This window comes from Paucibacter aquatile (assembly GCF_002885975.1).
Lineage (GTDB): Bacteria > Pseudomonadota > Gammaproteobacteria > Burkholderiales > Burkholderiaceae_C > Paucibacter_A > Paucibacter_A aquatilis.
This window is the reverse complement of the sequence record NZ_POSP01000003.1, coordinates 3,326,069-3,344,011: the sequence shown is the minus strand read 5'-3', so window position 1 is coordinate 3,344,011 and position 17,943 is coordinate 3,326,069. Positions and strand designations below refer to the sequence as shown.

The window sequence follows — 17,943 nt, the reverse complement described above, 5'->3', positions numbered from 1 at the left end:
GCACAGCGCTCAAGGTTGAGCGCGGTCCACCACGGCCTTCACGATGCTCAGGTTCTCCGAAATCACCCAATGGGTGTTCAAGTCCAGGCGCAGCACCTGGCCGTCCTTGTCGTCGCTGACCTCGATGCGGGCCGGCTCGCCAGCCTTGACGATCAGCGCCGGCTTCGCAACCACGCGCAGATTGCCGTGCCAATCCTCACCCGAGGCGTAGGGCACGCTGGCGTCTCCGCGCAGGATGACCAAGTCGAGACGGAATTTGTCATCGGCCAGCGTTGTGGGTTCCATGCGGATCAACCACGACGAGTCCTGACGCGATTCACCCGGCTTGTCGGTGAAAAAGAAATTGGGTTTGGACTGCCAGGTGGTGCCGCGCAGGGCACGCTTCAACTCGCCATTGATGCGGATGTCGATGTCGGTCTCCACCAGGTGATAGCCCGCCTGCACCGGCGGCACGGCAGGCTTTTTGGCGGCCGTGGCCGGCGCGGGCTTCAAGGCATGAACCAGGCCGGCGCTGCCGAGGCTGAGCCCCAGGGTCAGGGCCAGGGCCAGGCGACGGCGCCATTGAGGCAGGCGGTGGTGGGCTTTCAACATCTGAACTCTCTCCAGCAAAGGGTGTTGGGCCTGCCAGCTGCAGGCCAGGGTACTGCCACGGAAATGGGGCGTCAGGGACTGCAGGTCCTGGGCCTTGAGCAAGGCGCTGGCGTAGGCGGCCAGGGCGGCGCGCGGCTGCGCTTGCAGCACACGGGCATCGCAGGCCAGCTCCTGGTCGGCGCGCAGGCGGCGCAGGCCCCACCAGACCAACGGGTTGAACCAGTGCAGGGCGCAGATCAGATGAGCCAGCAAATGGCTGAGGTTGTCGCGGCGCTGCTGGTGCACGGCCTCGTGCGCCAGGATCAAGCGCTGCTCGGCGGGGCTGAAGCTGGACTCAAAATCCTCGGCCAGGCACAGGCGCGGGCGCAGCAGGCCCACCAGGGCCGGGCCGGTGCCGGCCGGTGAACGCCAGCAGCCGCCCTCGGCATCGAAACGCAGACCCGCCATCAAGCGGGCATGACGCGCGGCCAGCAGGCCCAGGCACAGCAGCACCCCAAGCGCCCAGATCAGGACGAGCAAGACAGGCCAAGCGAAGCCGGCGCTGTCGCCCGCCGCCTCGGGCAAGGCCGACCAGTCGAGCAAGGAGTCCGGGCTCCAGGACCCCAGGGCCTGGGCTTGGAGCCGCAGCACCACCGCGGGCACGAAGGCGTCGGAGCGCGGCCAGGCCATGCCGAGCAGGAGCAGCGGCAGGGCCAGCCAGGCCGCGTAGGTGGCGCCTGCGCCCAGCAGGCGCAGCAAAGCCGGCCGCAGCAGCCACAGCAAGAGCAGAGCGCCGCTGAGCACCAGGGTTTGCAAGCCCAGGCTGGGCAGCAGCTGTGTGGCCAGGGCGGCCCAGGTGGAGGCCTCAGTCATTTTCATAGTCCTGAATCAATTGCTTGAGCGCCTTCAGCTCGGCCGCGCTGAGCTTGCGCTGGGCCGAGAAATGGGCCACCAGCGGCGTCAGCCGGCCCTGGAACAGGCGGTCGATCAAGCCCAGGCTCTGGCTGCTCAGCCAGTCTTCGCGGCGCAGCAGGGGGCTGTAGAGGTAGCGCCGGCCGTCTTTCTCGGCGCTGATGGCGCCTTTGGTGAACAGGCGGTTGACCAGGGTCTTGACGGTGGCGAGCTGCCAGTCCTGGCGTTCGGCCAGGGCCTCGGCGATCTCGTCGGCGCCTTGCGGATGCCGCTGCCAGAGCACCTCCATGACCAGGGCTTCGGCGTCCGAGATGCTGATCGGTGGCGGCAGGGTTGCGTCTTTCTTGGCCATGGCAAGCGGGCTCAGTCGGGATGTCGAGTTACTGGTTGATCGATTACTTTCGTAAACGAAGCGTATGTTTACCGATGTAATCGAATTCGTCAAGCAGGGCGGGCAGGCTCGATCTGCAACGAGTCGCAACAACAGGGCCTCCAGTCGCGCCATAGCAACATCTGACACCCCTGGCAAGCCCTGATATGCGGGTGTCACAGAGCCCTCTTAGACTCGCGGCCCGAAGCGTGAACAAAGTCACATCCTCAAGACAAGGGATGCTTGTCAACGCAACGCGGTTTTTCAACACCCCAGGGAAGGGACCTGCTCGTGGAACTGCTCGATACCTCGGCCTTGTTGCGCATGCTGGCCCTGTACACCCATGTATTGGCCTGTTTTGCGGCGGCAGCCAGTGTGGTTCTGGGTGATGTGGCCATCTTCATGCCCAAACGGGTGGATCGGGTGCTGCTGCGCAAGGCCTCGCGCCTGGTCTTTCTGTCTCTGCTGGCGCTGTGGGTCTCGGGCCTGGTGCTGATCGGCATCGACACCGGATTCGATCTGACCGTCATCCTGGACAAGCCCAAGCTGCTGGCCAAGCTCAGCGTCGTATCCATCCTCACCCTCAATGGCTGGGCCTTGCACCGCTGGGCATTTCCACGCCTGGCATCGCCTCAGGAAGCGCCGCACAAGGCCGCCGGCCTGCCGGCCCTGCTGGGTGGTGTGAGCAGCGCGTCCTGGCTGTTTGCGGCCTTCCTGGGTGTGGCCAAGCCCCTGGCCATCGTGCTGCACTACCCCGGTTTCATGGCGCTCTATGCCGCCAGCCTGGCCCTGGCGATCGCCATTGCCCTGGGTCTGATGCGGCAGCGCCTGGCGCGCCAGTTGCTCATCAGCGACGACGACACCATCTACAGCGTGCTCCAGGACGAGCCCCGGGGCATGCCAGCAGCCTGAGGCAGCCCGCCCTCACCGGGCTGGCTGCGCCCCTTCGGGCCTGGCCGGCGCGCTGAACCAGGCGCTGCGCGGCACAAACTTCGGGCTGGCCGGGTCGCCCAGGTAGTGCGGCGACATGATCTGCACGCCGTACTCGTTGAACACATCCTGGATGTTCGCGTGCAGCTGGCTCAGCACCTCGGCGCGCGGGCGTGGCTGGCTGGGTGCGGCCTGGCAGACCAGGCGGTACTCGGGGTAGAAATCCGACAAGGCGGTCTGGAACACCCGGGCCGGCGGCAGCTCCAGCACGCCGGGCGTGCGCCGGGCCGCCTCCAGCAGCATGGCCTCGACCTGACGCCAGGGCGTGTCGTAGCCGATCGTCACCGTGGTGTCGACGACATAACCGACGCCCTGCACGGCGCGCGAATAGTTCTTGGTGACCGAACCCATGACCAGAGAATTGGGCAGGGTCAGCTCCTCGCCCAGGCCGGTGCGGATGCGGGTGGTGAACATGCCCAGCTCGGTGATGGTGCCCTCATGCTCCTGCACCCGCACATACTCACCCACGCGGATGGTGCGCGAGAACATCAGGATCAAGCCACTGGCGCCCTGGCCGACGATGCTGGAGGCGCCGAGGGAAATCATCAGGCCCAGCAGCACCGACATGCCCTTGAAGGCCTCGCTGCCCGAACCCGGCAGGTAGGGATAGGCCATCACCAGGGCAAACAACCAGATGCCGGTGTTGATGATGCGGCGCGAGGGGCGCACGGTGTCGCGGTCCATCCAGCCCAGGCTGGCCTGGCCGGCCTCGATGCGGTCGAACACCGGCTTGAGCAGGCCGGTGGCCGCGCGCGCCATGGCAAAGATCACCAGCGCGATGAAAAGATCGGGCAAGGCATGCAGCACGCCGCTGCCGATCTTGAGCAGCACCGCCAGCAGGTAGGCGCTCAGCTGCTCGCCCCAAGGCCGGGTGTAGGGGAACTGGCTCAGCACCAGGCTCAGCCACTGGTAGCTGATCAAGGCCATCAAGCCCCAGCCCAGGCCCAGCACCAGCCAGTGGCTGAAGCTCAAGAGCTTGTCGCGCTGCAGCAGCGGCGTGCCGGCCAGGTGCAAGGCACCGCTGCGCGAGGCCATGCGGGCCGCCAGGCGTGCATCGAGCGCCCGTTGGCCGCGCCGCACGGTCCAGAGCAGGCCGACAAAGACCAGGCTGGCCGCCAGGCTGTAGAGCGCCGCATGCCACAGCCGGCGCTGGTCGCGGCTCTCGCGCGTCTCGGCGATCAGCTGCTCCAGCTGGCGCTTGGCCTCGGCCACCGTGCTGTCGAGGGTGGCTCCGCTGGCTACATCGACATCCTCGGGCGTCAGGATCAGGGCCATCTCGCCGTCCAGCATCAGCATCTGGCCCTGAGCTTCCTTGCGCACCGTCACCTCGCCAGCTCCTGAGCGGGCCAGCACCTCGTTCATGTAGAGATGGGTGCGGCGCGCCCGCTCGGCAGGGCTGACGCCAAGAAAGGGCGCGCGGTACTCGGCAATGCGGCGGTTCAGGATCTGCACCGGGGCGCTGGTCGCCGCGGTCACTGCGGATGCGGGTGGCGCCGGTGCCACCACCTGGGCCGAGGCGACCGCGCCCGTCAACAAGAGCAGGAGCGACGCGTGCAAAGGCCAGGGCCGCAAACGGCAGCCCCCGAAACGGAACACGTGCATCAACTCGGCTTCTCCCTCGTTCACATGGCCTCGCAAGCATAGCCGCAGCGCCGCGCGCACCAATCTGCGGCAAGCCCCATGCACCACGCCCAGGCAGGCCCGCGCCGCGCACCAAAGCGGCGCATGATCGGGCGAGACCGTGCGCAAGCCAGCGCCAGCCGCCTCGGCCAGCAGCGATCCCAAACGGGCACAGGGCTTGCATTCAGCCCCCCACAAAGGCCACGGAGACGACCACGCCATGCACGCCCTCACCCTGCCCGCCCCGGGCCATTACGACGAGATGCTGCTGCCCAGCGGCGCCCTGCGCCCGCATTACCAGTCCTTCGCGCACTGGTTGCATGCCCAGACCCCCGAAGCCCTGGCCAAGAAGCGGGCCGAGGCCGACCTGCTCTTCCACAAGGTCGGCATCACCTTCGCCGTCTATGGCGACGAGGCCGGCGCCGAGCGCCTGATCCCCTTCGACACCGTGCCCCGCATCGTGCCGGCCGAGGAGTGGCGCATGTTGGAAGCCGGCCTGCGCCAGCGCGTCAATGCGCTGAACCGTTTCCTCTGGGACATCTACCACGACCATGAGATCGTCAAAGCCGGCCTGGTGCCGGCCGAGCAGGTCTTCGCCAACGCCCAGTACCAGCCGGCCATGCAGGGCCTGGATCTGCCGCACGGCATCTATGCCCACATCACCGGCGTCGACCTGATCCGCCACGCCGACGGCGGTTATTACGTGCTGGAAGACAACCTACGCGTGCCCAGCGGCGTCAGCTACATGCTGGAAAACCGCAAGATGATGATGCGGCTCTTCCCCGAGCTCTTCGCCAAATACCCGGTGGCGCCGGTGGCCCACTACCCCACCCTGCTGCTCAACACCTTGCGCCATGCCTCGGTGGCCGAGAACCCGACCGTGGTGGTGCTGACCCCGGGCCCCTTCAACAGCGCCTACTTCGAGCATGCCTTCCTGGCCCAGCAAATGGGTGTGGAGCTGGTCGAGGGCCAGGACCTGTTCGTCAAGGACGAGTTTCTCTACATGCGCACCACGGTCGGCCCCAAGCGGGTGGACGTGATCTACCGCCGCATCGACGATGCCTTCCTCGACCCGCTCGCCTTCCGTGCCGATTCGATGTTAGGCGTTCCAGGGCTCTTGTCCGTCTACAAGCAGGGTCACCTGATCCTGGCCAATGCCATCGGCACCGGCGTGGCGGACGACAAGTCCATCTACCCCTATGTGCCGGACATGATCCGCTTCTACCTCGGCGAAGAGCCCATCCTGCACAACGTGCCGACCTGGCAATGCCGCAAGCCGGCCGATCTGGACCATGTGCTCACCCACATGGCCGAGCTGGTGGTGAAGGAAGTGCATGGCGCGGGCGGCTACGGCATGCTGGTCGGCCCGGCCTCGACGGCGGCCGAGGTGGCCGATTTCAAGCAACGGGTCAAGGCCAACCCCGCCAACTACATCGCCCAGCCCACCCTCTGCCTGTCCAGCTGCCCAACCTTTGTCGAGGCCGGCATCGCGCCGCGCCACATCGACCTGCGCCCCTTCGTGCTGACCGGCCGTGAGGTGAATATGGTGGCCGGCGGCCTGACCCGCGTGGCCTTGAAGCAAGGCTCCCTGGTGGTGAACTCCTCGCAAGGCGGCGGCACCAAAGACACCTGGATCCTGGAGAACTGACATGCTGTCGAGAACCGCCGCCCAGCTCTACTGGATGAGCCGCTATGTCGAGCGCGCCGAGAACCTCGTGCGCATGCTGGACGTCACCCATTCACTTTCCCTGCTGCCGCAGTCGCGCGGCGCCATGACCGAGCTGGCTGCGCCGCTGGCCGTCACCGGCACGCTGGAGGCCTTCACCGCCAGCCAGCAGCCCCTGGAGGCTGAGCGCCTGTTCAACTTCATGGCCCTGGACCTGAGCAACCCGGCCTCGGTGCTGAGCTGCCTGCGCCAGGCGCGCGAGAACGCCCACGCGGTGCGCGGCCAGATCACCGCCGAGATGTGGGAGGCCATCAACAGCACCTGGCTGGAGGGGCGCGAGTTCCCCAAGCGCGGCATCGCCAGCGTCTCCAGCTTTTTCGACTGGGTGAAGGAGCGCTCCCACCTGTTCCGCGGCGCCACCTACGGCACCTTGCAGCGCAACGACGCTTACTGCTTCATCCGCCTGGGCACCTTCATCGAGCGGGCTGACAACACCGCCCGCCTGCTCGATGTGAAGTCGCAGCTGATCGAGCCGGCCGTGGACAGCCTGATGCCGCTGGACATGCCCACCGAGAGCGCGCCCGATTTCTACGCCTGGAGCGCGCTGCTGCGCTCGCTCTCGGCCTTCGAGGCCTATCACGCGGTCTACCGCGACGCGCTGGACAGCCGGCGCGTGACCGAGCTGCTGATCCTGCGCCCCGATGTGCCGCGCTCGCTGCGCGCCTGCTGCGACGAGATCCGTGAGATCCTGCCCCTGATCGAGGCGCGCAGCGGCGCGCTCGACGCCGGCCGCCAGGTCAAGCTGCTGGCCGGCCGCCTGGCCCTGCGCCTGGCCTATGGCGAGGTGGGCGAGATCCTGGCCACCGGCGTGCACCGCTGGCTGACCGGCTTTCTGGAGGAATCGGCCCAGCTCAGCGACGCAATCCGCCTGGCCTATCTGGAGGCGAACTGAGTCGTGGGGTGAACGAGTGAACAGGTGAACCAGTGAACTTGTGAATACCAAGCGAGCACCTGCGACAGCACCCTCTCACCATTCACCCATTCACCCATTCACCCATTCACCCATTCACCTGTTCACCCGTTCACCTGTTCACCTGCCCCCACCATGCACCTCGCCATCCACCACGAAACGGTTTACCGCTACCAGCACCCGGTGCAGCGCAGCACCCAGGTTCTGCGCCTGACACCGACCGATGGCAGCCGCCAGCGCGTGCTGCGCTGGGAGCTGAACCTGCCGGCCGCGGCCAGCCGCGGGTTCGATGCCTACGGCAACACCATGCATGTGCTGACCCTGGACCGGCCGCACAGTGAGATCCACCTCCATGCCTGCGGCGTGGTCGAAACCGACGACGGCCCGCCCACGCCCGACCCGCGCGACGGCCGCTTCCCGCCCGAGGTCTTTCTGCGCGACTCGCCCCTGACCCAGGCCGATGCGGCCCTGCGTGACTTCGCCGCCGCCCATGCCGCCGCCGTGTCGGCCGACGCCCGCGAAGGTCTGATGGCCATGCTGCAGGCCCTGGCCCTGCACATGCCCTACACCCCCGGCTCCACCGACGCGGCCACGCCGGCGGCCGAGGCCTTTGCCGCCCGCCTGGGCGTCTGCCAGGACCATGCCCAGGTCTTTGCCACCTGCGCGCGCCTGCTCGGCATCCCCACGCGCTATGTCAGCGGCTACCTTGCGGCCGACACCGAGCATGTGGCCAGCCACGCCTGGGCCGAGGCCCGGCTGCCGGGTTCGGCGGAAGAAGGCGGTGGCTGGCTGGGCTTTGATGTCAGCAACCAATGCCTGGCCGACGGCCGCTATGTGCAGCTGGCCATGGGCGCCGACTACCTCGACGCCTGCCCGGTGCGCGGCATGCGCCTGGGCGGCGGGCAGGAGGCGCTGCGCGCCGCTGTGCGCGTGGCACCCACACCCGCGCCGGCCGAACAGCAGTGAGCCCACGGCGATAATCGCCCCGCCCCTGCTCTGACCCACCTCCCGGGCTGCACCATGACCTACTGCGTTGCCATGCGTCTCGACGCCGGCCTCTTGTTCGCCTCGGACTCGCGCACCAATGCGGGCGTCGACCACATCGCCACCTTCCGCAAGATGAATGTCTTCGAAGCGCCCGGCGAGCGCCTGATCGTGCTGCTGAGCGCCGGCAACCTGGCCACCACGCAAAGCGTGATCAGCCTGCTGCGTCAGCGCCTGGAGCATGAGGGCGAGCACCTGCTCAACCGGCGCTCCATGTACGACGTGGCCGAGCTGGTCGGGCGCACGGTCAAGGAAATCGTCGCCCGCGATGCCAATTCACAAAGCCTGGGCCAGGGCGTGGATTTCGGCGGCAACTTCATCGTCGGCGGCCAGATCCGCGGCGAGGAGCCACGGCTTTTCCATGTCTATGCGCAGGGCAACTTCATCGAAGCCTGCGAGGACACGCCCTACTTCCAGATCGGCGAATCCAAGTACGGCAAACCCATCATCGACCGCGTCATCAACACCGGCACCTCGCTCAAGGAAGCGGCCAAGTGCACGCTGATCTCGTTCGACTCGACCATCCGCAGCAACCTCTCGGTCGGCCTACCCATCGACATGCTGCTCTACCGCGCCCACAGCTTTGCCCCGGCCGCACCGCACCGCGTCACCGCCGACGACCCCTACTTCAACAAGCTGCGCCGCGGCTGGGGCGAAGGGCTGAAGCGGGTGTTCGCCAAGCTGCCGGACGAAGACTGGTTCGCCTGAGAGCCGAGCGGCTCAACCGGCGTCAGCCCGCCAGGCCGACGTAGACCTCTTGCACATCGTCATGCTCGTCGATGGCGGCGAGGAAAGCTTCGACCTCTTCCAGCTCGGCGCCGCTGAGGCTGACGGTGTTCTTGGGCCGGTAGCCCAGCTTGGCCGAGACGACATTGAAGCCATGCTGCGGCAGGGCACGGCAGACCAGGTCCAGATCGGCGGCATCGCTGAGGAAGACGGTGGGGGCCACTTCACCGTCCTCATCCGCCTCGCCGAGCTCGAAGTCCTGGGCGCCGGCCTCGATGGCGGCGAGTTCGGCATCGGCCCCAGGCTGCGCCGGCGTGGCCTCGATCAGGCCCAGATAGCTGAAGTCCCAGGACACCGAACCCGCCGCGCCCAGCTGGCCCTTGCGGAACAGCACGCGGATCTCGGACACGGTGCGGTTGATGTTGTCGGTCAGGCATTCGACGATGACCGGCACACGGTGCGGGGCAAAACCTTCGTAGGTGACACGCTCGTAGTGCACCGCATCACCCAGCAGGCCGGCGCCTTTCTTGATGGCACGCTCCAGGGTTTCACGCGGCATCGAGGCCTTGCGCGCCTGCTCCACCACCATGCGCAGGCGTGGGTTCAGGTCGGTGTCGGCGCCGCTGCGGGCGGCCAGCTGGATCTCCTTGGACAGCTTGCCGAAGATGCGACCCTTGGCATTGGCCGCCAGGTCTTTGTGTTTGGCTTTCCACTGTGCGCCCATGCGGCTGTGTCCTTGTTGGCTGGATGAATCTGTTGTTGATCAGCCGCATCGACACGGCCGCGAAGGCCTTGATTGTCGCGGACGCGCAAGCCGCCCCCGGCGGTATCGAAAAATGCGCACCACGGGCGCTTGTGGTGCATGCAGCGCACCTTCGGGGGGCAGGTCTTGCCTCGGGGCGGCCTTGCAAACCCGAGTTCGGCGTGCAGTTTGACAAGTTTTGAAACAAATCAAACCCGCATGAGGAATGGCATGGCGTGCGCCAGCGGCGATATTGGCAACCATGTCATCCCACCCCAGCTGAACCCAGGAGCCAGCCATGAACACCAGCGGTCCCGCCGCCCCCAGTTTTCTCTACCGCAGCGAGGCATTTGCCGAAGACCTGCCTGACTTGCCCGTGTGGAGCGAGTCGGAACGCCGGCCCCGCCGCGTGCTGAGATCGCTGTGGGTCGCCGCCGCCCTGTTCGTCGGCGCCGGCAGCACTGCCCTGGCCTGGATCGGCTACCGCATCTGAAGCCGGGGCACAAACGCCACCTGGAATGGACAAGGGGCTGCTCACGCAGCCCCTTTTGCTGTCACTTCGGCGCCCTCAGCGCCTCAGGTCTTCAGACCTTGCGACGGCGCTTGGCGACAGCCAGCAGACCCGCCAGGCCGAGCGCCATCAGCGCATAGCTGGACGGCTCCGGCACCGGGGCCGTCGCTGACAGCACGATCAGCTGGGACTGCGCGCCTGGCAGGGCTGAGCCGGTCTGGTCTTGTTCGGCCACCAGATAGATGGTGCCTTTTTCGTCGATGGTGACACCTTCGATGCCGTTGTTCGGCAACACCTGGCTGAGATCCAGGCTGCTCAAGACCTGACCCTGGCGGTTCACCTCGACCAGCTTGCGCGAACCCAGGCTCAGCAGCAGCAGGTTGTCGGCCGCCGAGCTGCCAGCCAGGTGATCCACGCCCGAGAGCGTGGCCACATCGGACAAGCTGCTCAGACCCAGCGAGGCTGGATTGAACAAGGCACTCATCGCCGCCACGCCTCCGCCGGGCGGGGTCGAGCCGTCGCCCGAGCTGGACGGCGGGTTGCCGGTGGCCGCCGCAAAGCTCAGGCTGCCGGACAAGACGTTCTGCGGCGACTGCTGCTTGACGCTGATGAAGCTGCCGCCGTTGCGGGTGTCGTAGGCCAGACCCTCGATGCCGTTGTTGCCGACCGAATTGTTGGCGATCGAGACGAAGTTGCTCTTCAGGACGGCGCTGCCACCATTGACGAAGCTGAAGCGGTAGACATCTTGCAAGCGCTCTTCGCTGACGGCCAGCATGCCGCCGCCCAGGTAGGCCAGGCCTTCCGTGTCGCGCTTGGTGCTGCCGGTGCCGCTCCAGTTGAAGGCCATCTTGCCCAAGGTCTGGCCGGTCAGCGAGATTTCGACCACGCCGGTGCCTTCATCACCGACATAGAACAAGGTGCCGCGGTCGCGGGCGTAGCTGACGGCCGAGGCCTCCAGGCCCGAGACCTGGTTGGCGCTGCTGCCGCCCAGCAGATCCAGGGCATAGCTGGCCTTGACCTGGTAGTTGCCGAGATCGAGGCGATCGCCGGCCTGGGCCAGGCCGCTGGCGGCGGCCAGCAAGGCGAGAGCAAGGGATTTGAGTTTCATGTTCAGCTTCAAGGAATAGGTTTCAGATCGGGCGCGTGCAGCGACAGCTCAGCGCGGGCGCTTGCGCGCCACAGCGGCCAGCAGGCCAAGGCCGGCCAGCAGCAGGGCATAGCTTTCGGGCTCCGGCACCGGGGCGGCAGCGATCAGACCGGGCGAGCCGATTTCCTGGCCATCGGCCGACCGGAAGGCGCCGTTGACGCCGACCACGCTGAGCTGGCTGATCAGGGCGTTGTTCAGGCCGGCTGCGTTGTCAAAGGTCTGCAGGGGCGCTGTGGTGCTGGACACACCGAACTCCACACGGGCCTGCAGCACGCCGCTGGCGTTGAAGATATTGACCGCATCACCGCCGGTGCTCAGGCCGACACCGGCCCCCTTGTACAAGCCGATCTGCAAGCCCACCGGCGCCTGGGCGCCGAACCAGGTGCTCAGGAAGCTGGCCGTGACGTCCTTCTCGGTGAAGATCACCGTCTCGCCCGCGGCGATGCTGGCGATGCCGGTCAGGGCCACCTTGGCCGTGCCGTTGGAGTTGTCGTCCATGGTCCAGCCGCTCAGGCTGATGGCGGTGGTGCCCAGATTGCTCAGCTCGAACCAATCGGCGCCGTAGGCGGAGTTGCCGCTGGACCAGGCCGAGACCTCGGTGATCCTCAGCTGGGCCAGGGTCGGCGTGCTTGCCAGCGCCAGCAAGGCTGCCACAGGAGCCACCAAAGGAGCCGCCCGAGGGGAGAAGCGGAAAGAGAAGAAGCGCGCTGCGTTCATGGGGTCTGCCTTGTCGAGTCGTTGCGAGGGTGGAGGAGAAAGCCGCGCGCCAGTGTCTGCAGGCCGTATGACAGGCCGATGTGGACAGACCACCTGAACACGGGGGGCTGGGCGTTGCAGCCGGCATGAAACAGGGGGCATGCGGCGCGCAATGCTGCAGTGCACAATAGACCCGTCTGCAACAAGCCAGGGGTCAGGGATGCGCCGTGTTGTGTTCAATCAAAAAGGCGGGGTCGGCAAATCGACCATCACCGCCAACCTCGCCGCCATTGCCGCGGCCCAGGGCCGACGCACCTTGCTGGTGGACCTGGACCGGCAGGGCAACTCCAGCCGCTACCTGCTCGGCGAGGGCGCCGATGAAGCGCCAGCCGGTGCGGCCGAGTTCTTCGAGACGACGCTGGGTTTCAGCGTTCGCAAGCCCAAGACCAGCGACTTCATCGTCGAGACGCCCTGGGAACAGCTCCACCTGATGCCCGCCAGCCCCCTGCTCGACGAGCTGCACAGCAAGCTGGAGAGCCGCTACAAGATCTACAAGCTGCGTGACGCCCTGGCCGAGCTCGGCGAGGACTACGACGAGATCTGGATCGACACCCCACCCTCGCTGAACTTCTACACCCGCTCGGCCCTGATCGCCGCGCAGCGCTGCCTGATCCCCTTCGACTGCGACGAGTTCTCACGCCGCGCGCTCTACGAGCTGCTGGACAACGTCAAGGAAATCCAGGCCGACCACAACCGCGAGCTGCAGGTCGAAGGCATCGTCGTCAACCAGTTCCAGGCCCGCGCCGCCCTGCCGCAGCGCACCGTCCAGGCCTTGATCGACGAAGGCCTGCCGGTGCTGGCGCCTTACTTGAGCGCCAGCGTCAAGGTCAAGGAGTCCCACGAGCTCTCGCGGCCCATGATCCACCTCGACCCGCGCCACAAGCTGACGCTGGAGTTTGTCGAGCTGTACCAAGGCCTGGCCTGAGGCGCGGCGCCGCCCGGCGTCGCCAAACCCGCAGAAACACCGGCCAGCGCCCGCCGCTGTCACGGTTGCGTCACAGAGCGTCCAAAGAATGGGCCGCAGGTCATGGCGGGGGTGCCATTGCGCACACCCCGCAGCTCCGGCCTGCGCCCCTTGTTTGCCCCACTCTGAGGACCTTGCATGCTGTCTGCACTCCAACTCAAGCTGGGCATGCGCCTGGCATCCGCCCTGCCCGCCGCGCTCTTCCTCGCGCTCTCGACCGCCCAAGCGCAGGTCGTGGAAGTGGCGGGGTCATCGACCGTGGCCAAATCCATCGTCGAACCCAGCCAGGCCAAGCTGCGCGACGCCACGGGCATCGAGCTGAAGATGCTGTCGGTGGGCACGGGCAAGGGCATGCAGATGCTGTTTGACGGCAAGGTCAAGGTGGCGGCCGTGTCTGCCTCGCTGGACGAGGCCGTGGACGATGCCAAGAAGGCCGGCGCCAGCGCAGCACCGACCGGGCTCAAGCTGCACACCTTGCTGACGGACCAGCTGGTGCCCATTGTTCACAACGACAACCCGGTCAAGGAGCTGAGCCGCGAGCAACTGCGCGGCCTGCTCAGCGGCAAGTTGCAGAACTGGAAAGAAGTGGGCGGGCCCGATCTGGCGGTGCTGGTGGTGACCGGTGCCCCCGGCTCGGGCACGCGCGGCGTGATCGAAAAGCAGTTGCTGGCCGGCCAGGCCTTTGCCAGCACAGCCAAGGAGCTGCGCACCAGCGCCGCCGAGCTGTCCGAAGTGGCCCGCGAGAAGGGGGCGCTCGGCTACGTCGGCTCGGGCACCGCCGAATCGGCCAAGGGCAAGATCAAGGAAATCAAAGCGCCCACCGTCTCTCGCCCCCTGGGCCTGGTGACCGTCGGCGACCCCACGCCCGAGGTGCGCAAAGTGCTGGACTACCTGCAAAGCGCGGAGGCCAAGAAGCAGTTCCTGCAATAACAACACAGCCTCAGCCGGTTCGGATCCAGGGAGTTCAACATGACCAACAAAGAGACCACGATCCAACACACGCTGCTGACGGCCTTTGCTGCGGTCATCCTCAGCCTCTCGGCCTTGGCGGGCCTGGCCTTGTGGCAGGTTCACGCGCTCAGCGCACAGCTGCAATCGGCCACCCAGAATTTGGTGGCCAAGCTGGCCTCGGTGGCCAGCCTCGAAGCCGTCAACCTGAGCCGCGCCATCACCGTGCGCGACCTCGCCCTCAACGAGGACATCAAGGTTCAGGCACAGCTGCAAGCCGAGCTGAAGACCCAGGCCGAGGCGCTGAGCGCGCTGAACGCCGAGCTGGACCAGACGCCGTGGACCGCCGAGCAAGCCGCGCAATGGGCTCGCCTCAAGGCCGGCACGCAGACCATGGCGACTCTCACCAGCCCCCTGCCCGGCATGATCGATGAGGGCCGGTTTGATGAGGTCAAAGCCCTGGTGGCCGACAAGGTGCGGCCGGCCCAGCTGGCGCTGAACCAGGTGACCGCGCAGCAGCGCCAGCTGGTCAATCAAGAGGCCCAGCAGGTGCGCGCGCAGGCTGAGGCCGCCATCCACGCTGCCGAGCGCTCACGCACCGGCATCGTCCTCGGCCTCCTGCTGCTGGCCAGCGCCTCCATCGGCATCAGCCTCTGGGTGTCCCGGCGCATCAGCCGCCAGCTGGGGGCCGAGCCGCAGGCCTTGATGCGGGTCTGCCAGGCCCTGGCCACGGGCGACTTCAGCGTGCCGCTGCAAGGCCGGCCGGGCAGCGTGATGGACAAGCTGGAACACACCCGCCAATCGCTGGCGCAACTGGCTGGGGGCATCGCGCAAGCGGTACAAAGCATGAGCCTGGCGGCGCAGGAGATCAGCGCCGGCAACCACAGCCTCAGCGGCCGCACCGAGCAGCAGTCTTCCTCGCTGCAGCAAACCGCGGCGGCCATGGAGCAGATGACCGGCTCGATTCGCGAGGCGGCCGACCATTCGCGCTCGGCCACCCAGATGGCCGACTCGGCCCGCAGCGTGGCCGAGCTGGGTGGCCAGCATGTGCAGCAGGTCGTGCACACCATGAACGAGATCGCCGGCGCCAGCCACAAGATCGCCGAGATCATCGGCGTGATCGATGGCATTGCCTTTCAAACCAACATCCTGGCGCTCAATGCCGCGGTGGAGGCCGCCCGCGCCGGCGAGCAAGGGCGTGGCTTTGCCGTGGTGGCCAGCGAAGTGCGGCAGCTGGCCCAGCGCAGCACCCAGGCCGCGCGCGAGATCAAGTCGATGATCACCAACTCGGTCGAGCGGGTCGAGCGAGGCAACCGCCTGGTTCATGAGGCCGGGGCGTCGATGGAGCGCATCGTCGACGAAGTGCGCCAGGTTTCAGCCCGCATCGCCCAGGTCACCCGGGCAGCAGAAACCCAGAGCCGGGACATCTCGCAGATCAATGCCTCGGTGTCCAGCATCGATGCCGGCACGCAGCAAAACGCCGCCCTGGTCGAGCAAACCGCGGCGGCGGCGGAGAGCCTCAAGTTCCACGCCGAGAAGCTGGCGCAGGCGGTGGCGGTGTTCCGCTTCGCCTGATGCGGCCGAGCCGGGCATGAAAAAGCGGGCCGGGCCCGCTTTTCTTCTTCGCTGTGTGCGCTGGCTTCAGGCCGGCGCAAGGCAGGCCTGGAGCCAAGCCGATTCAGCGCTTGCGGCTGCGCCGCGCCATGAAGCCCACCACCCCGAGGCCGGCCATCAGCAAGGCATAGCTGCTGGGCTCGGGCACCGGCGTCACGTCGATGCCGAAGGTGTAAAAGCTGTTGGCGCGGTTGGAGATGCCGCTGACCGTGATGGTGTAGTTGCCGGCGATGGCGTCACCGGCACCTTCCAGAATCTGGAAGGAATTGCCAGCCGTCAAATTCAGCGCCTCGGGGCCGGGGAAGGCTCCGCCGCTGATGGTCGCCTGGAAATTGCTGAAGGCGAACTCGGGGCGCGAGAAGTTGGCGCTGATCAGCACCGCCACATCGCTGTAGCTGCTCAGCGTGAAGTTCCAGGTGTCGCTGAAACTGACACCGTTGGCGAAAGCTGCTGAGTTTTGCAAGGCGCCGGTGGCCGTGATGTCACCGAGGTTGTAGGTGGTGGCCTGCGCCGCACCAGCGCCCAGAGCCAATGTGGCCGCCAAAGCCAAGGTCGAGAATTTCATGCCGTAGCCCTTCTTTCTCTGTCTGACGGTGTCGGGCTCGTTTGCGTCCCGCGCCACCCGTCGCTGCGGCAAAACAGCCGCGGTCTGTGGGCCAAGAATATCGCAGCGGCAAAAACCTGGGATCCGCAAAAACGGGGGGGATGGGAAAACACGGAGCCGGCCCGCCCCGCGTGGCTCGATCAGACCGGGCCGTCCACCCGCATCGAGAAGTCCACGGCCTTGATGTCCTTGGTCAGGCGGCCGATGGAGATGCGATCGACACCGGTGGCGGCGATCCAGCGCAGCTGATCGAGAGCCACGCCGCCCGAGACCTCCAGCAGGGCCCGGCCGGCATTGAGGCGCACCGCCTCGATCATCTCGGCCTCGCTGAAGTTGTCCAGCAGCACGCTGACGGCGCCGGCGGCCAGGGCCTCCTGCAGCTCGGCCAGAGATTCAACTTCGATCTGGATGTCAACGCCTGCGTTCAGCGCCTGGGCGGCGCGCAAGGCCTCGGACACACCGCCGGCCGCGGCGATGTGGTTTTCCTTGATCAGGATGCCGTGATACAGCGCCAAGCGCTGGTTGGCGCCGCCGCCCACGCGCACCGCGTACTTTTGCGCCAGGCGCAGCCCGGGCAGGGTCTTGCGGGTGTCCAGCACCACGCAGCCGCGCGGGTTGCTGCTGGCGCCGGCAATCGCGTCGACATGGGCGCGGGTCAGCGTCGCGGTGGCCGAGAGCAGTTGCAGAAAATTCAGCGCCGGGCGTTCGGCCGTCAGCAGCAGGCGGCCGTCTGCCTCAATCTGGCACACCAGGGTGTCGGCGGCCATGCGCGCGCCTTCCGCATACAGCCACTCGATGCGGCTGCTCGGGTCGAGGGTGGCAAACACCGCCTCGAACCAGTCGCGGCCGCACAGCACGGCGTCCTCGCGCACCCGCACATGGGCTTTGACGCGCCGGCCGGCCGGCACCAGCTGGGCCGTCCAGTCGCACACGCCGACATCCTCGAACAGGGCGTCGCGCACATTGCGCTGGCGGGCTTGGTCCAGGGTTTCGTTGTGGTCAAACATGGCGGGCGGCCTCGATCCGGTGCAAAGAAAGAAAGGGCGACAGTCTAGTCCGGCTCGCCAATGCGCAGGCTGAGCGGCGGCAAGCCGTCGATGTGGCCGCTGATCTCATCGCCGGGCCGCACAGCGCCGACGCCGTCCGGCGTACCGGTGTAGATCAGGTCGCCCGGCTGCAGGTGGTAGTACTGCGAGAGGTTGGCGACGATCTCGGGCACGCTCCAGATCATGTCGGCGATGTCTCCGCGCTGCTTCTGCACGCCGTTGACGGCCAGGCTGATGGTGCCGCCCTGCAGCACGCCGGTGTCGCTCACGCGCACCAGCTCGGTGATCACGGCCGATTGCTCAAAGCCCTTGGCCGTGTCCCAGGGCCGGCCGTTGGCCTTGGCCTCGGCCTGCAGGTCGCGGCGGGTCATGTCCAGGCCGGCGGCATAGGCCCAGACGGCGGCGCGTGCCGCCTCGGGCGTGACCTTGAACACCGGCGCGCCGATGGCGATCACCAGCTCCATCTCGTAGTGATAGTTCTGCGTGCCGGGCGGATAGGGCACGGTGGAGCCCGAAGGCACCAGGGCGCTGGCCGGCTTGCTGAAGTAGAACGGCGGCTCGCGATCGGGGTCCGAGCCCATCTCGCGCGCATGGGCCGCGTAGTTGCGGCCGACGCAGAAGATGCGGCTGACGGCGTAGCGCGCCTGGCTGCCGCGCACGGCCACGCTGGGCTGCTCGGCGGGGGGGAAGATGTAGTTCAAGCTCATGGCCAATCGGTCCTGCAGTGCCGGTGTGAGGGTGCC

At 67.1% G+C, this 17,943-nt stretch carries 19 protein-coding genes; 10 read left to right on the top strand and 9 right to left on the bottom strand.

Annotation, left to right across the window (positions count from 1 at the left end; all coding sequences use genetic code 11):
* Positions 1-9: 9 nt before the first annotated feature.
* Positions 10-1,443 (bottom strand): M56 family metallopeptidase, encoded by a 1,434-nt coding sequence (locus tag C1O66_RS17545; RefSeq protein ID WP_165794661.1) that lies wholly within the window; start codon positions 1,441-1,443, stop codon positions 10-12.
* Complete coding sequence (locus tag C1O66_RS17540; protein ID WP_102769067.1) at positions 1,436-1,834, bottom strand: BlaI/MecI/CopY family transcriptional regulator; 399 nt, start codon at positions 1,832-1,834, stop codon at positions 1,436-1,438. The genes C1O66_RS17545 and C1O66_RS17540 overlap by 8 nt, the downstream gene beginning before the upstream one ends.
* Positions 1,835-2,143: 309 nt before the next feature.
* On the opposite strand from C1O66_RS17540, the gene C1O66_RS17535 reads away from it, so the two are divergent.
* On the top strand, positions 2,144-2,764 hold the full coding sequence (locus tag C1O66_RS17535; protein WP_102769066.1) for a hypothetical protein: 621 nt from the start codon (positions 2,144-2,146) through the stop codon (positions 2,762-2,764).
* A 12-nt stretch (positions 2,765-2,776) separates the two neighbouring features.
* Here the strand turns inward: C1O66_RS17535 and C1O66_RS17530 are convergent, their stop codons facing one another.
* Entirely contained in the window at positions 2,777-4,378 is a 1,602-nt protein-coding gene (locus C1O66_RS17530; protein WP_207795980.1) for a mechanosensitive ion channel family protein, read from the bottom strand.
* A gap of 304 nt (positions 4,379-4,682) precedes the next feature.
* On the opposite strand from C1O66_RS17530, the gene C1O66_RS17525 reads away from it, so the two are divergent.
* The 4 genes from C1O66_RS17525 to C1O66_RS17510 all read left to right on the top strand — a co-directional run bounded on the left by C1O66_RS17525 (position 4,683) and on the right by C1O66_RS17510 (position 8,850).
* A complete protein-coding gene (locus C1O66_RS17525; protein WP_102769065.1) occupies positions 4,683-6,110 on the top strand; it encodes a circularly permuted type 2 ATP-grasp protein in 1,428 nt (475 codons plus the stop codon).
* A 1-nt stretch (position 6,111) separates the two neighbouring features.
* Positions 6,112-7,080, top strand: coding sequence for an alpha-E domain-containing protein (locus C1O66_RS17520; protein ID WP_102769064.1), 969 nt, complete (start codon positions 6,112-6,114; stop codon positions 7,078-7,080).
* 153 nt (positions 7,081-7,233) lie between these two features.
* The gene (locus C1O66_RS17515; RefSeq protein ID WP_102769063.1) at positions 7,234-8,064 is read left to right on the top strand and encodes a transglutaminase family protein; all 831 of its coding nucleotides are present in this window, start codon (positions 7,234-7,236) and stop codon (positions 8,062-8,064) included.
* A 54-nt stretch (positions 8,065-8,118) separates the two neighbouring features.
* Positions 8,119-8,850: a proteasome-type protease gene (locus C1O66_RS17510; RefSeq protein WP_102769062.1), complete on the top strand. Its 732-nt coding sequence runs from the start codon at positions 8,119-8,121 to the stop codon at positions 8,848-8,850.
* Between the two features lie 22 nt (positions 8,851-8,872).
* Here the strand turns inward: C1O66_RS17510 and C1O66_RS17505 are convergent, their stop codons facing one another.
* Entirely contained in the window at positions 8,873-9,592 is a 720-nt protein-coding gene (locus C1O66_RS17505) for a YebC/PmpR family DNA-binding transcriptional regulator (protein WP_102769061.1), read from the bottom strand.
* A 23-nt stretch (positions 9,593-9,615) separates the two neighbouring features.
* Between C1O66_RS17505 and C1O66_RS17500 the strand changes: the two genes are divergently transcribed.
* Positions 9,616-9,813 (top strand): hypothetical protein, encoded by a 198-nt coding sequence (locus C1O66_RS17500; RefSeq protein WP_102769060.1) that lies wholly within the window; start codon positions 9,616-9,618, stop codon positions 9,811-9,813.
* Positions 9,814-9,908: 95 nt separating this feature from the next.
* Positions 9,909-10,103 carry a hypothetical protein gene (locus C1O66_RS17495; RefSeq protein ID WP_102769059.1) on the top strand — a complete coding sequence of 65 codons (195 nt, stop codon included), beginning with the start codon at positions 9,909-9,911 and terminating at the stop codon, positions 10,101-10,103.
* 91 nt (positions 10,104-10,194) lie between these two features.
* Here the strand turns inward: C1O66_RS17495 and C1O66_RS17490 are convergent, their stop codons facing one another.
* On the bottom strand, positions 10,195-11,229 hold the full coding sequence (locus tag C1O66_RS17490; protein WP_102769720.1) for an SdiA-regulated domain-containing protein: 1,035 nt from the start codon (positions 11,227-11,229) through the stop codon (positions 10,195-10,197).
* 48 nt (positions 11,230-11,277) lie between these two features.
* A complete protein-coding gene (locus C1O66_RS24480) occupies positions 11,278-11,985 on the bottom strand; it encodes a lamin tail domain-containing protein (RefSeq protein ID WP_102769058.1) in 708 nt (235 codons plus the stop codon).
* A 199-nt stretch (positions 11,986-12,184) separates the two neighbouring features.
* On the opposite strand from C1O66_RS24480, the gene C1O66_RS17480 reads away from it, so the two are divergent.
* The 3 genes from C1O66_RS17480 (at position 12,185) to C1O66_RS17470 (ending at position 15,511) form a co-directional block, all read left to right on the top strand.
* Entirely contained in the window at positions 12,185-12,949 is a 765-nt protein-coding gene (locus C1O66_RS17480; protein WP_102769057.1) for a ParA family protein, read from the top strand.
* Between the two features lie 177 nt (positions 12,950-13,126).
* Positions 13,127-13,918 (top strand): substrate-binding domain-containing protein, encoded by a 792-nt coding sequence (locus C1O66_RS17475; RefSeq protein ID WP_102769056.1) that lies wholly within the window; start codon positions 13,127-13,129, stop codon positions 13,916-13,918.
* A 39-nt stretch (positions 13,919-13,957) separates the two neighbouring features.
* Positions 13,958-15,511 (top strand): methyl-accepting chemotaxis protein, encoded by a 1,554-nt coding sequence (locus C1O66_RS17470; protein WP_102769055.1) that lies wholly within the window; start codon positions 13,958-13,960, stop codon positions 15,509-15,511.
* Positions 15,512-15,614: 103 nt separating this feature from the next.
* Here C1O66_RS17470 and C1O66_RS17465 read toward each other — a convergent pair whose 3' ends face one another.
* From C1O66_RS17465 to C1O66_RS17455, 3 genes are all read right to left on the bottom strand, one after another.
* Complete coding sequence (locus tag C1O66_RS17465; protein ID WP_102769054.1) at positions 15,615-16,115, bottom strand: FxDxF family PEP-CTERM protein; 501 nt, start codon at positions 16,113-16,115, stop codon at positions 15,615-15,617.
* 179 nt (positions 16,116-16,294) lie between these two features.
* Positions 16,295-17,161, bottom strand: a complete 867-nt coding sequence (gene nadC, locus C1O66_RS17460; protein ID WP_102769053.1) for a carboxylating nicotinate-nucleotide diphosphorylase — start codon at positions 17,159-17,161, stop codon at positions 16,295-16,297.
* A gap of 44 nt (positions 17,162-17,205) precedes the next feature.
* Positions 17,206-17,907 (bottom strand): fumarylacetoacetate hydrolase family protein, encoded by a 702-nt coding sequence (locus C1O66_RS17455; RefSeq protein ID WP_102769719.1) that lies wholly within the window; start codon positions 17,905-17,907, stop codon positions 17,206-17,208.
* Positions 17,908-17,943 lie beyond the last annotated feature (36 nt).